The sequence below is a fragment of the Acidovorax sp. M14 genome (assembly GCF_049331375.1).
GTDB lineage: Bacteria > Pseudomonadota > Gammaproteobacteria > Burkholderiales > Burkholderiaceae_C > Acidovorax.
In genome coordinates, this window is sequence record NZ_CP186263.1 from 1,428,186 (window position 1) to 1,440,764 (window position 12,579).

Below are 12,579 nucleotides of genomic sequence, written 5' to 3' on the forward strand. Positions count from 1 at the left end.
ACTCCTGACCCTGGGGCCCGGGCTGCCGCTGACGGGGAAGCAATCGGTCTGAAAACAAAAAAGCCTGCTACTTATGGGTAGCAGGCTTTTTTTGTGCCTTGCGGCTTGATTTGGTGGGTCCTGAGTGACTCGAACACTCGACCTACGGATTAAGAGTCCGCTGCTCTACCAACTGAGCTAAGAACCCAAATCTTTAAAATTTGTCTGCATCGCTGCAGAGCCTCGAATTATGCACTAGTTTTTGCGACCTTTGCAACTCGCGCCCAAAAATTATTGCATCGCGTTGCGGCTGGCCAGTTCCACAAAGAGGCCGCTGTGGTCCAGTTCGCCGAGGCCGTGGTCCACGCCCTCGGCATACAGTGCCTCAAACAGGGCCGTGATGGGGGCATCGAAGCCGGTCTCTCGGGCAGTGGCCAACGCATTGCGCATGTCCTTCAACTGAACGGCCATGCGGCCCCTGGGGGCAAAGTCGCGTTCCACCATGCGCTGGCCGTGCAGCTGCAGGATGCGGCTGTCGGCAAAACCACCGCTGATGGCCTCGCGGACCTTGGCCATGTCGGCGCCGCCCTTGGCGGCAAACAGCAGGGCTTCGGCCACGGCGCCGATGGTGATGCCCACAATCATCTGGTTGGCCAGCTTGGCCAGCTGACCCGCACCGTGCGGCCCGACATGGGTGGAGCGGCCCAGGCAGGCGAATACGGGCTGGGCGCGCGCAAAGTCCTCGGGGCGGCCCCCAGCCATGATGGCCAGGGTACCGGCCTCGGCCCCGACGGTGCCTCCGGATACCGGTGCGTCCAGGTGGGCCACGCCCAGCTCGCCCAGGCGGGCCGCATGGTCGCGCGCCTCGCTGGGCTGGATGGAGGCCATGTCGATGAAAAGAGCGCCCGGGCGCATGGCCTGGGCTGTGCCTTGCTCAAACAGGACCTGGCCTACGACCGGGCCGTTTTCGAGCAAGCTGATGGCCACGTCGGCATCCTTGACGGCATCGGCAGGGCTGCTGTGCACGGTGACACCCCATTGCGTCAGCGGTTCTGCCTTGGCGCGGGTGCGGTTCCATGCGTGTACCTGGTGGCCTGCTTCGCTGAGGCGTCGGGCCATGGGCAACCCCATCATGCCAATGCCAAGAACGGCGATACGAAGCGGAGTGGTAGTCATGGCGTTGTTCTTCTTGGGAAAGGAGTTCAAGAGCGTCTCTGTTGCCATCATGTGCCTTTTTGGCGCTGCAGTCTGTCACGGAGCTTGCAGCGCACAGCGATTGGCCAGATGATTCTGCAGCGCCAGCGCCGTTCCTGCGTCTGCCGAGCCTGTGGGCCGGGCCGCGGTATGGCACCGAAGGCCGCTCACACAAACCGGAGACCCTTGCCCATGACCTTGCCCCTGTACGACCCTGCCTGGCTGGAGCGTATGTACAACAACCGCGCCCTGGTCCCCGACCACATGGACTACTTTGAGCGCTGGGCCCGGGACTCCGCCCAGGTGCGCGCCAACATTCCCTGTGCGCTCGATATCGCGTATGGAACCGGTGTGGGTGAAACCCTGGACGTGTTCCCCTCCGCCCGCGCCACCGGTGGGCCGGTGCCGGTGCTGGTGTTCATCCACGGAGGCTACTGGCGGTCGCTCGATAAATCCGACCACTCGTTCATCGCGCCGCCCTTCACCCAGGCCGGGTTTTGTGTGGTGGTGGTGAACTACGCGCTGTGCCCGGGCACCCCCGATGCGCCGGTGAACATTCCCCACATTGCGCGGCAGATGGAAAAGGCGCTGGGCTGGGTGTGGCACCAGATCGCCGCCCATGGTGGCGACCCCCGGCGGATCACCGTGGCGGGGCACTCGGCGGGCGGGCAGCTGGCGGCCCTGCTGCTCACCAGCGTGTGGCCCTTGATCGGCAAGGGCTTGCCCGATGGCCTGGTGCGCAATGCGCTGTCGATCTCGGGGGTGCACGACCTGGAGCCCATCATGCACACGCCCATGTACCAGTCGGTGTTGCACCTGACTGAGCAGCAGGTGCTGCAGTGCAGCCCCGCACGTTTGCTGGAGCCGCCCACGGGCACGTTGTATTGCGCCGTGGGGGGCGATGAAAGCCCCGAATTCCTGCGCCAGAACCAGCTCATGCAGGACGCCTGGGGCAGCCATTTTGTGCCCCGCAGTGTGGCCTTGCCGGGGTTGAACCACTTCAGCATCGTCGATGCCCTGGCCAAACCGGGGCATGACCTGCACCACATGGCGCAGAACCTGCTGCGGGCCTGAGAACCTGTTCCAAGTCTTTTTGGAGATTGCATTGGAGTGCAATCGGGATGAGTGGATGCTTCGGATGCGCCGCATGGGCTCGTGCCCATGCAAGCAGCCGGGGCGTCCAATCGCCCGATTTCCCTCCAACCCTGCGGGCAAGTGCCTTGCCGGGCGGTCTGCGGCGTTGCGGCGCTTGCCGATAGCACGGGCTATCGGCTGTGCACCGCGCCTTGCATCCCATCCCGGCAAGGCACTTGTGCAACTCCAACAAGACTTTGAACAGGTTCTAAGGGTTCTCCTAACCGGGCGGCGGCTCGCGCCCGGTGGCTGGGTTACATCAGCAGGTGCTCGCCTGCGTTGTCGCCGCCCAGAATCACGTAGTTGACCTTGCGCACATCCATCAGCTTGGTGCCACCCGCATAGCTGATGGAGCTTTGCACGTCCTGTTCCATCTCGATGAGTGTTTCGGCCAGTTTGCCCTTGATGGGCTCCAGGATGCGTTTGCCTTCGACGTGCTTGTATTCACCCTTGTTGAAGTCGCTGGCCGAGCCGTAGTACTCCTTGAACAGCGCGCCGTCCACTTCCACCGTTTTGCCCGGTGATTCCTCATGGCCTGCAAACAGCGAGCCGATCATCACCATGCTGGCGCCAAAGCGGATGCTCTTGGCAATGTCGCCATGGCTGCGGATGCCGCCGTCGGCAATGATGGGCTTGGTGGCCACGCGGGCACACCACTTCAGCGCGCTGAGCTGCCAGCCGCCCGTGCCAAAACCTGTCTTGAGCTTGGTGATGCACACCTTGCCCGGGCCCACGCCGACCTTGGTGGCGTCGGCGCCCCAGTTTTCCAGGTCGATGATGGCTTCGGGTGTGGCCACATTGCCGGCAATCACAAACGACTGCGGCAGGTGTTTTTTCAGGTAGCCGATCATGTTCTTCACGCTGTCGGCATGGCCGTGGGCGATGTCGATGGTGATGTACTCGGGCGTGATGCCCTGTGCCACCAGCTGGTCCACCGTGGCGTAGTCGGGTTGCTTCACGCCCAGCGAGATCGACGCATAGCAGCCCTTGGCATGCATGTCTTTGACGAACTGGACGTTGTTCAGGTCAAAGCGGTGCATGACGTAGAAATAGCCGTTCTGTGCCATCCAGGTGCAGATGGTTTCGTCCACCACGGTCTTCATGTTGGCCGGCACCACCGGCAGGCGGAAGCGGCGGCCGCCCAGCTCCACGCTGGCGTCGCATTCCGAGCGGCTTTCCACGCGGCACTTGCGGGGCAGCAGCAGGATGTTGTCGTAGTCGAAGATTTCCATGAGATTCCAAGCTCCATAAAGGGACGCCGCCAAACTATTTCGACGGCGGTGGGCGCTTGGCTGTCAGACCGGCTTTGCGGGAGTGAACGTGACAGTCACTCCGAACCCTGCTGAGCGCAGGCACAAAAAACCGGGCGTCAAGAAACTTGGGCCCGGTGATTGATTCTACCCGCCTGACAAATGGCCGTCATAACGGCCCCGGTATTACCTGCATACGGATTGCGCAGCCGCCACGATCTGGCCCGACGCATCCTGTACCCAGCCGACCAGGTGCAGCCGTTCGGCCCGCGCGCCTTCGGGAATGCGCATGGACCGGGTCTCCATCCAGGCCCACGGTTTGCCTGGGGTGCGCGCTTGCCGCTGGGCGAGGAGCCACTCGCCCTCGAACGCGTTGCGCACGACATGGCGGGGCACCACCGTGCCGTCCGTGCCGGCGGCGATGGCTTCCACCAGCAGCAGGTGAAAGGCAAAGGGGGCTGCGGCCACCTTGCGCTGTGGCTTCGCAGCGGAAGGCGCGAAGTTGATGCCCACACCCACATAGTCGTTGAACGCCACCCCGTGGGCCACGCGCAGCCGCCCATGTGCGTCCGCATCGACCGGGCTGACGTGTACGTCGGTGAGGGAGGGGGGCTTGCGCCCCAGGGCTTGCAGGCGGGACAGGGCGTCGGTGGTGGCCGCCGCCGACAAGGGGGCATCGTCGCCCGCCGCGCCGGGCACGATCCAGTCCAGCACCACGGCGCCTGCCTTGGCCGATGGCGCCGGGGGGGCTGCATCGCCCCAGCAGGCCTCGCAGTCGGCGCTGATGAAGCGCTCGAAGAGCGCCACGGGCTTGGGGGCTCCGTCGCTGCTGCAATGGGTCTGGGCCAGCGCCTGCGGGGCATGCGCCAGTGCCAGCGACAGGCTGGCCAAGGTGAGGGCAATGTTTTTCATGGTGCGGGGCAGCGTGGGGCGGGGTGCTTTCTACAATGGCCGAATGTTCCCACAAGACCCGTTTTCGGGTGCGCCAGACGCCCTGGTGCCCCCACACTCCGGTGCGCCGTCGGCCGCATCCCCCCTTCTCGCCTACCTGAACGACGAGCAACTGGCTGCGGTGACCTTGCCCGCGGGCCATGCGCTCATCCTGGCGGGGGCCGGGTCGGGCAAGACCCGTGTGCTGACCACCCGCATCGCCTGGCTGCTGCAAAACGGCTATGCCACGCCCGGCGGCATTCTGGCTGTGACGTTTACCAACAAGGCCGCCAAGGAGATGGTGGCCCGCCTGTCGGCCATGCTGCCGGTGAATGTGCGGGGCATGTGGATCGGCACCTTCCACGGCCTGTGCAACCGGCTGCTGCGCGCGCACCACAAGGCGGCGGGACTGCCGCAGTCGTTCCAGATTCTCGACACGCAAGACCAGCTCTCGGCCATCAAGCGCCTGTGCAAGCAGCACAACGTGGACGAGGAGCGCTTTCCGCCCAAGCAGCTGTCGTACTTCATCGCCAGCTGCAAGGAAGAGGGCATGCGGCCTGGCGATGTGCCTACGCACGACAGCGACAGCCGCAAGAAGGTCGAGATCTACCAGCTGTACGAAGAACAATGCCAGCGCGAAGGCGTGGTGGACTTTGGCGAGCTGATGCTGCGGTCTTACGAGCTGCTGCGCGACAACGACCCGATCCGCGAGCACTACCAGCGCCGGTTCCAGCACATCCTGGTGGACGAGTTCCAGGACACCAACAAGCTGCAGTACGCCTGGCTCAAACAACTGGCGGGCAACGAGGTGGACGGGCGCTACGAAGCACGTGGCAGCGTGATCGCCGTGGGCGACGACGACCAGAGCATCTACGCCTTCCGTGGCGCCCGCGTGGGCAACATGACCGACTTTGTGCGCGAGTTTGATGTGCAGCGCCAGATCAAGCTGGAGCAGAACTACCGCAGCTACAGCAACATCCTCGACTCGGCCAACCACCTCATCAGCCACAACAGCCGCCGCCTGGGTAAGAACCTGCGCACCACGCAGGGAGCAGGCGAGCCGGTGCGGGTGTACGAGGCCAGCTCTGACCTAGCCGAGGCGCAGTGGATGGTGGACGAGATCAAGCAACTCGTGCGCAACGACGGCTTTGAGCGCAAGGAAATCGCCGTGCTCTACCGCAGCAATGCGCAAAGCCGGGTGATCGAATCGGCGCTGTTCAATGCCAGCGTGCCCTACCGCGTGTACGGCGGCCTGCGCTTTTTTGAGCGCGCCGAAATCAAGCACGCGCTGGCCTACCTGCGCCTCTTGGAGAACCCGCACGACGACACCAGCTTCACGCGCGTCGTCAACTTTCCGCCGCGCGGCATTGGCGCGCGCAGCATCGAGGTGCTGCAGGACGCTGCCCGCGCCGCAGGCTGCTCGCTGCACGACGCGGTGAGCGCTGTGCCCGGCAAGGCGGGCGCCAACCTGGGCGCGTTTGTCGCCATGGTCGATGTGCTGCGCGAGCAGACCCAAGGGCTGAACCTGCGCGGCATCATCGAGCAGATGCTCGAATCCACCGGCCTGGTCGAGCACTTCCGCACCGAAAAGGAAGGCGCCGACCGCATCGAGAACTTGCAGGAACTCGTCAACGCCGCCGAGAGCTTTGTCACGCAAGAGGGCTTTGGCCGCGACGCGGTGGCGCTGCCGCTGGATGAGCACGGCACGCCGCTGACCCAAAGCGTGCAAAGCCCTGTGAGCCAAGGGCTGGACCCCAACGCGCCGTTGCTCGACGAGCCTTTGAAACCCGCCGTGCCCGGCATCGTGGACGCCGACACCGGCGAAACCCTCTCGCCCCTGGCTGCCTTCCTGACCCACGCCGCGCTGGAGGCGGGCGACAACCAGGCCCAGGCTGGGCAAGACGCGGTGCAGCTCATGACCGTGCATGCCAGCAAGGGGCTGGAGTTTGACTGCGTGTTCATCGGCGGCATGGAAGAGGGCCTGTTCCCCCACGAGAACTCGGCCAGCGACCGGGACGGCCTGGAGGAAGAGCGCCGCCTGATGTACGTGGCCATCACCCGCGCCCGCAAGCGCCTGTACCTGAGCCACTCGCAGACGCGCATGCTGCACGGCCAGACGCGCTACAACATCAAGAGCCGGTTTTTTGACGAGCTGCCCGAAGCGGCCCTCAAGTGGATCACGCCCAAGCAGCAGGGCTTTGGCTCGTATACGCCTAGTTTTGCTACTAATTCAGGAGCTGGCGGCGCATACGGATCTAGCGCTAGAGGCCAATTTGGCTTCAAGTCTGAGACATTTGCCAGCCCCCCAGTGCCTGCGCAGAAGGCTGCGCCATCGCACGGCCTGCGCGCGGGGATTGCCGTGTTTCACACCAAGTTTGGCGAGGGCAAGGTGCTGGCCATTGAAGGCACCGGCGACGACGCGCGTGCGCAGGTCAACTTTCCGCGCCACGGCACCAAGTGGCTGGCGCTGTCGGTGGCCAAGCTGACGGTGGTCGAGTAGCAGGTTTTGAGCAAAATCGCCTGGCAGCGCTAGTACCTTATGCCTGGATAGCTATCGTATATATAGCAATCCAGAGCCGCCAATGACAACGGGACCCTCGGGCCCCGTTGGTTTTTGAAGCGGGCCGCACCGGGTGCAGCCCTGTTGGCCTCTAGCTCAGGCTGGTTTCAGGCTGAGTTCAGGCCTGGTTCAGGCTGGGCTGTTTGGCCGCGGCCGTCAGGTAGCCCACGGCCGCGCCGTTCTTGTTTTTGTAGTTGGCCTTGATCATCGGGTCCAACGTGTCCTTGACCACGCTGTGGATGCTGCCCCAGTCACCGGGGTGCTGGAAGTTGCTCATGATGTATGTCCAGCCATTGATCTCGTCCACGGCGTGCAGGCCGGTGGATTCGCCGCCTGCTGGGATCGACATCACGCGCGACAGCTGCTTGGTGTCCACGTTGTAGGCCCACAGGAAGTTGTTGACGTGCTGGCTGCTGTCCTCGCCGATGAACAGGGTGCGCATCTTTTCGGAGAACTTGAGGTTGTCCGGGTTGGCGATGTTGTTGGGGTTGGCGGTGTTGCCCAGGGCGTCGGCGGTGATGTCTTCACCGGCCAGCAGCACCTTGGTGTCCACGGGCATCCATTCGCTGTTGATGGTGCCGCCAGCGGTGTCCTTCTGGCCACCCTTGAGGTTCAGCGCCATCACGGCGCCGGCCACCAGTTGCTTGGGCACCGAGATGCCGTTGCCCGGCACGTTGGCGGCGTTGCCTGCCACCATGGACGACTGGATGTTCTGCAGTGCAGAGTAGGCAATCTTGTCCTTGGCGTTGACCGTGGTGCCTTCCATCTTGGTGAAGCCCAGGCTGGCGCCCAGGTAGGCGGCGTAGCGGTGGGTTTCCAGGAAGGCAGCGGCCTTTTCCATGCCGGGGTTCAGCTTGATCCACTCGGTCTTGCCGTTGGCCACGATCTTGGTGTAGCTGGCATCGGCCGGGTCGGTGGTCTTCACGGTCATGATGTCCGTGGGCTTGAGCGTGTTGGCCAGGTTCTCGATCTCGGCGCTGGTGGCCGAGCCCATCTTGATCCAGGTGAGGGGAGCCGCCGTGCCCACCTTGGGGTCGATGGAGAAGCCGCTGCCCACCTTGGCAACGTACAGCGTGCCGGACGACAGGTCTTTTTCCTTGTCGGCCACGAACACGAAGTAGCCGCTGTTGGTGGCATCGTCGCCCATCAGCGCCGTGCGGTTGTCAGGCATCACCTGCACCAGCTCGTGCGAGATGCGGCCCATGCAGAAATGCTTCTTGATGCTGGCGGTGCCGTCGGGGTTCACCGTCACTTCGGGCATGTGGCCGTAGTGGTAGGGGTTGGCCTTGGTTTCGTCGCCATACAGGTTCTTGCTGTAGGCCTTGAACATGGCGTTGCTGGCAATGCTGAACGCATCGGGTTCGTACTCTTCGCTCGACAGGTGGGTGCCCCAGGGCGACAGGCTGGCGCCGCAGGTGATCCAGAGGCCGTGCACCTTGGAGGTGTCCACGTTGTGGTACTTCACCAGGCTCAGCTTGCCGGTGGTCTGGTCTTGGTCCAGCGTCAGCACGGCGATGGGAGAGGGCAGCTTGCCGTACATGTCGGTCTTGCCGTCTTGCGCCCAGGTGGTGTATTCAAACTGCACCACAGCAAACACGGCCTTGCCCTTGAGGCCGGTCACGGTGGGGTTGGCCACGGTCAGCAGCGAGGTGCCGTCGGGCGAGTCCGAGAAGTACTGGCGCTCCTTGCCAGCCACCGTGGCGTCGATGATGGGCTTGTTGTTGATGTCGTAGTAGCCACCCGACAGGATGGTGCCGCCCTTGCCGTCGGACACCATGTCGCCCGTCACGAAGAACGGCTGGTAAGCCAGCTGGTACGAGCGCACCGAATCGTCGCTGAGCTTGATGTTGAGCGTGGAGCCCACGGTGGTGGTGGCCATGGCAGCGGCGTTGGCCAGGGTGGGGGCTGCCATCGACGTGAAGCTGGCCGACACAAAGCTGGGCGCGGCGGAGTCGCTGCCACCGCAGGCGGTCAGCAGTGCGGCCGAGGCGCTGGCGCTGAGCGGCAGCATGGGAACGCCGGCCAGCAGTTGCAGGGCCTTGCGGCGGGTGGGCATCGTCGGTTGGGTCATTTTCGGGGTGTTTCCAAGTGGGTATGCGAACGGGCATGCCAAGCCCTGATCCGACCAGGAGCCTTGTTGGAAAAGGCGTAGTAGGCGGGTGGCATGGAGTCCAGCCCGCGATCCTAGGAACGCCCCGTGACAGTGGTTTGACGTTTGTGTGACGGTTTGACGCGGCGCCTTGCGCAGCGCGTGACGCCCGCCCAAGGCGCGCCGCGCAGGCATGGCTGCGCGTGCGCTGCGGGACAGGCCCTAGTCCCGGGAGCCGGGCGGGCCGTAGGAGTTGCCGGTTCCGTAACTGTTGGCCGGTGCGGCCGCGCCGCCGCTGCCGTCCTTGATGCCCTTGCGGCCCGACACCTGCCACGCGGTGCGCTGATTGACCAGGCCGGCCAAAAACTCCATTTCTTCGTCCGTGTGGTTGATGGCACCGGCCGGTGTCAGCAGCCGGCCATTGCGGGGCGCGGGCTCGGCCCAGAACGACTGGTGGTAGCTGGACTGGCTCACCAGGCGTTCGCCGCCCGCCGTCAGCTCCACCGTGCCATAACAGTTGCAGAGGTAGCCGCGCTGGTCCTGGTCGGCAAACACCTCGGCATACACCCCTGTGCCGCGGATGCCCGCCGTGGCGGTGGGCAGCGCAATCTGCCGGTCGGGGCCGCGCCCCCACACCGTGGCCACCGCACCGCTGAGCAGGCGCAACAGCTTGACGGCTGTGGGGGTGTCGCTCTCCATCGCCATGCGTGAGTTCTGCCGCACCATGAAGGCGCTGTCGCCCACCGAGAACACCAGGCTGGCGCCCGGCCCGGTCTCAATGCGGTCGTTGGCGGTGATGGTGTGCTGCGCCGTCAGGGGCTCGCCATTGCGCAGCACATCGCCGCGCGCTTCCACGATATTGCTGCGCGCCTGCGCATGGGCGGCAGCCCAGCCACCGCCCGCTACCCACAGCGCCGCGGCCTGCACCACGCTGCGGCGCTGGAACCAGACCAGCTCGTCGTCAGAGCGGCCCTGCAGGTGGTGCGTCAGGGGGGCTGGGGGGCGGGTTGTCATGGGGCGCCTCTTCTTGCTGCGGGGTGTAGGGGGGCTCGAAGCAGTCGCGGAAGGTGAAGACCACCGAGGTGAAGAACATGGCCGCCAACATCATGGCAGCGCCCACCATGATGCCACCGGCCATCGATCCCGCAAGCCCCGCCACAGCCAGCAGGGCCGACACGATGCTGACCACCAGCCCGCCCAGCAAAAACACCCCCAGCCAGCCCAGCCCATAGACGAGGAACGCGCCAAAGTTGCGCACGCAGGCCACGATGGAGAAGAACAGCGCCTTGACCGGCGGCACGCCATGCCAGTGCACGAGGCCCGGTGCATGCCAGAACAGCAGCGACAGCGGCAGGTACAACAGCATCGACAGCCACATGGCGCGCTGGAAGTCCGGGTTCTCGGCAATCTCCCGGGTCATGGGCGCGCCGCCCAGGTACACCTGCGCAAACTGACCGCCGTCCAGCAGGGCCGACAGCCCCATGATGCCGAGGAAAGCCACCGCATACAGCACACCCAGCGTGAGCATGTCGCGCAGCCGCTCGCGCCCGGTGCGAAACGCCACCAGCAGCACCGTGGGCATCGGAAACCGCCCTTGCGATGCCTGCGCCGCCGCCACCATCATGGCCAGCGTGGCCGAGGGCAGCAGTGCGAGGGCAATGGCTGGGCCCACCAGCGGAATCATCGTGGCCAGCGACATCGCCGCCATGGTCATGAAGAACAGCGCAGCCAGCGCCATGGGCTGCCGCCAGAACGCCCGAACGCCGAGCTTGACCCAGGCCATGCCGGTGCGTGCGGGAACGATGTGGAGTTTCATGAATACGTTGGAAAGGAGGAGAGGCCCGCACCGCCAGCTGTGCCTTGGCGCCAACAGGGGGCGCCGAGTGGCATCGGATGTCGGGTGGGCGAATAAGACCGAATTTACCCCACCGCCCCAAACCGGTGGCTTGGCCAGGGGTTAGAGGCTGCTCGCCTGTGGTGGGCTCAGCCCGCGTGCACGGGCAGTGCCAGGCGCCCGCGCAGCACGCGCTCGAAGTGCGTGGGGTCGTGGGGCTTGAGTATGGAGGCCTCGCGCGGCAGGTAGAAGTCCCACAGGCGCGAGATCCAGAACCGCAACGCCCCGGCGCGCAGCATGGCAGGCAGCAGTTCGCGCTCGGCCGCCGTCAGCGGGCGCACGGCCTGGTACGCGTCGAGCATGCGCGTGGCGCGTTCGGCGTCATGAGTGCCGGTGGGCAGGTCGATGCACCAGTCGTTCAGGCACACGGCCAGGTCAAACAGCCAGGTGTCCACCCCTGCAAAGTAGAAGTCGAAGAAGCCCGTCAGCTCTTCCCCTTCAAACATCACGTTGTCGCGGAACAGGTCGGCATGCACGGGACCGCGTGGCAGGGCAGCATAGGCGGAGCTGGCCGCCACATGGTTCTGGTAGGCCAGCTCGGACCGCAGCAAGGCAGCCTGCGCAGCGTCAATGTGAGGCAGCACTACCGGCACCGTCTCGTTCCACCAGGGCAGCCCACGCAGGTTGGGCTGGTGGCGGTCAAAGTCGCGGCCCGCCAGGTGCATGCGGGCCAGCATGGTGCCCACGGCTGCGCAGTGCACGCCCTGTGGGGCCAGCTGGCTCTTGCCGCGCAGCTTGTTGACCACGGCGGCGGGCTTGCCGCACACGGTGTGCAGGATGTCGCCGTTCTTGTCGGCACGCGGGTCGGGCACGGGCACGCCGCCGTGCGCCAGGTGCTTCATCAGGTACAGGTAGAACGGCAACTGCTCGGCCGTGAGGCGCTCGAACAGCGTCAGCACGAACTCGCCCTGGTCGCTGGTCAGAAAGTAGTTGGTGTTCTCGATGCCGCCCTCAATGCCGCGCAGCTCCACCAGCTCGCCCAGTTGCAAACGGCGCAGCAACTCGCGCGCCTCGGGATTGGAGACTTCGGTAAAAACGGCCATCGCTCAGGGGGTCGAAGAAATGAGAAAGAGGAAGGGGCGGGACAACGGGCGGCAAGCGGGGGCTCAACCGGTGGCTGCGCAGTGCGCGCGCCACCCTGCAGCCCCTCAGAACTTGAACACGTTCCAGACGCGGGGCGCTGTGGTGGTCTCGGCGCCATTGTTGCCGCCAGAGCGGCTGCGCGCGCCGTCAGGCGACTGCACTTCGTAGGCGGGCAGGTTGCCGGTTTTGGGCTGCACCGAGATGTTCTGGGTTTGCCCGCCGACCCGCAGTTCATCCACACGGCTGCCCGCGTCTTCGATCTGGATGCGCTCCGTGCGCTGGTTGCTGCGGCCTGACAGCGGCTCGGGATCGGGCAGCGCCTCGCGCTGGGCGCCCGCAGCGGCGGGTGCAGGGGATGGAGACGGGGCTTGGGCGAGGGCATTGCCGCAGGCCATGCCCAGCAGCAGGAGAAGGTGAACAGCGCGCATCGGGCGATTGTAGAGCGCCGCCCGGCAGGCATTGTCAT

At 65.2% G+C, this 12,579-nt stretch carries 10 protein-coding genes and 1 tRNA gene; 2 read left to right on the forward strand and 9 right to left on the reverse strand.

Annotated elements, in window-relative coordinates:
* Window positions 1-111: 111 nt before the first annotated feature.
* A tRNA-Lys gene (locus ACOYR4_RS06660) sits at window positions 112-187 on the reverse strand.
* An 83-nt stretch (window positions 188-270) separates the two neighbouring features.
* Complete coding sequence (locus ACOYR4_RS06665; RefSeq protein WP_043566181.1) at window positions 271-1,155, reverse strand: NAD(P)-dependent oxidoreductase; 885 nt, start codon at window positions 1,153-1,155, stop codon at window positions 271-273.
* Between the two features lie 210 nt (window positions 1,156-1,365).
* Here ACOYR4_RS06665 and ACOYR4_RS06670 point away from each other — a divergent pair, with 210 nt between their 5' ends.
* On the forward strand, window positions 1,366-2,247 hold the full coding sequence (locus ACOYR4_RS06670; protein WP_422849028.1) for an alpha/beta hydrolase: 882 nt from the start codon (window positions 1,366-1,368) through the stop codon (window positions 2,245-2,247).
* Window positions 2,248-2,561: 314 nt separating this feature from the next.
* Here ACOYR4_RS06670 and ACOYR4_RS06675 read toward each other — a convergent pair whose 3' ends face one another.
* Both ACOYR4_RS06675 and ACOYR4_RS06680 read right to left on the reverse strand, forming a co-directional pair.
* Window positions 2,562-3,539, reverse strand: a complete 978-nt coding sequence (locus ACOYR4_RS06675) for a GMP reductase (RefSeq protein WP_422849029.1) — start codon at window positions 3,537-3,539, stop codon at window positions 2,562-2,564.
* A 204-nt stretch (window positions 3,540-3,743) separates the two neighbouring features.
* Window positions 3,744-4,469 carry a hypothetical protein gene (locus ACOYR4_RS06680; protein WP_422849030.1) on the reverse strand — a complete coding sequence of 242 codons (726 nt, stop codon included), beginning with the start codon at window positions 4,467-4,469 and terminating at the stop codon, window positions 3,744-3,746.
* A 43-nt stretch (window positions 4,470-4,512) separates the two neighbouring features.
* Here ACOYR4_RS06680 and ACOYR4_RS06685 point away from each other — a divergent pair, with 43 nt between their 5' ends.
* Complete coding sequence (locus tag ACOYR4_RS06685; RefSeq protein WP_422849031.1) at window positions 4,513-6,987, forward strand: UvrD-helicase domain-containing protein; 2,475 nt, start codon at window positions 4,513-4,515, stop codon at window positions 6,985-6,987.
* Window positions 6,988-7,165: 178 nt separating this feature from the next.
* On the opposite strand, the gene ACOYR4_RS06690 is transcribed toward ACOYR4_RS06685, so the two are convergent.
* The 5 genes from ACOYR4_RS06690 to ACOYR4_RS06710 form a co-directional block, all read right to left on the reverse strand.
* Window positions 7,166-9,118 (reverse strand): PhoX family protein, encoded by a 1,953-nt coding sequence (locus ACOYR4_RS06690; protein WP_295944637.1) that lies wholly within the window; start codon window positions 9,116-9,118, stop codon window positions 7,166-7,168.
* Between the two features lie 240 nt (window positions 9,119-9,358).
* Window positions 9,359-10,150, reverse strand: coding sequence for an iron dicitrate transport regulator FecR (locus ACOYR4_RS06695; RefSeq protein WP_422849032.1), 792 nt, complete (start codon window positions 10,148-10,150; stop codon window positions 9,359-9,361).
* The gene (locus ACOYR4_RS06700) at window positions 10,098-10,952 is read right to left on the reverse strand and encodes a BPSS1780 family membrane protein (RefSeq protein WP_422849033.1); all 855 of its coding nucleotides are present in this window, start codon (window positions 10,950-10,952) and stop codon (window positions 10,098-10,100) included. Before ACOYR4_RS06700 ends, ACOYR4_RS06695 begins: the two co-directional genes overlap by 53 nt.
* 167 nt (window positions 10,953-11,119) lie before the next feature.
* Window positions 11,120-12,073: a homoserine kinase gene (locus tag ACOYR4_RS06705; RefSeq protein ID WP_422849034.1), complete on the reverse strand. Its 954-nt coding sequence runs from the start codon at window positions 12,071-12,073 to the stop codon at window positions 11,120-11,122.
* Window positions 12,074-12,178: 105 nt separating this feature from the next.
* Window positions 12,179-12,541: a hypothetical protein gene (locus ACOYR4_RS06710; protein WP_060986888.1), complete on the reverse strand. Its 363-nt coding sequence runs from the start codon at window positions 12,539-12,541 to the stop codon at window positions 12,179-12,181.
* Window positions 12,542-12,579 lie beyond the last annotated feature (38 nt).

Bases quoted from the DNA above. Each gene is read 5' to 3' on its own strand.
- ACOYR4_RS06665 (WP_043566181.1), bottom strand. From the start codon at position 1,155: ATGACTACCACTCCGCTTCGTATCGCCGTTCTTGGCATTGGCATGATG.
- ACOYR4_RS06670 (WP_422849028.1), top strand. From the start codon at position 1,366: ATGACCTTGCCCCTGTACGACCCTGCCTGGCTGGAGCGTATGTACAAC.
- ACOYR4_RS06675 (WP_422849029.1), bottom strand. From the start codon at position 3,539: ATGGAAATCTTCGACTACGACAACATCCTGCTGCTGCCCCGCAAGTGC.
- ACOYR4_RS06680 (WP_422849030.1), bottom strand. From the start codon at position 4,469: ATGAAAAACATTGCCCTCACCTTGGCCAGCCTGTCGCTGGCACTGGCG.
- ACOYR4_RS06685 (WP_422849031.1), top strand. From the start codon at position 4,513: ATGTTCCCACAAGACCCGTTTTCGGGTGCGCCAGACGCCCTGGTGCCC.
- ACOYR4_RS06690 (WP_295944637.1), bottom strand. From the start codon at position 9,118: ATGACCCAACCGACGATGCCCACCCGCCGCAAGGCCCTGCAACTGCTG.
- ACOYR4_RS06695 (WP_422849032.1), bottom strand. From the start codon at position 10,150: ATGACAACCCGCCCCCCAGCCCCCCTGACGCACCACCTGCAGGGCCGC.
- ACOYR4_RS06700 (WP_422849033.1), bottom strand. From the start codon at position 10,952: ATGAAACTCCACATCGTTCCCGCACGCACCGGCATGGCCTGGGTCAAG.
- ACOYR4_RS06705 (WP_422849034.1), bottom strand. From the start codon at position 12,073: ATGGCCGTTTTTACCGAAGTCTCCAATCCCGAGGCGCGCGAGTTGCTG.
- ACOYR4_RS06710 (WP_060986888.1), bottom strand. From the start codon at position 12,541: ATGCGCGCTGTTCACCTTCTCCTGCTGCTGGGCATGGCCTGCGGCAAT.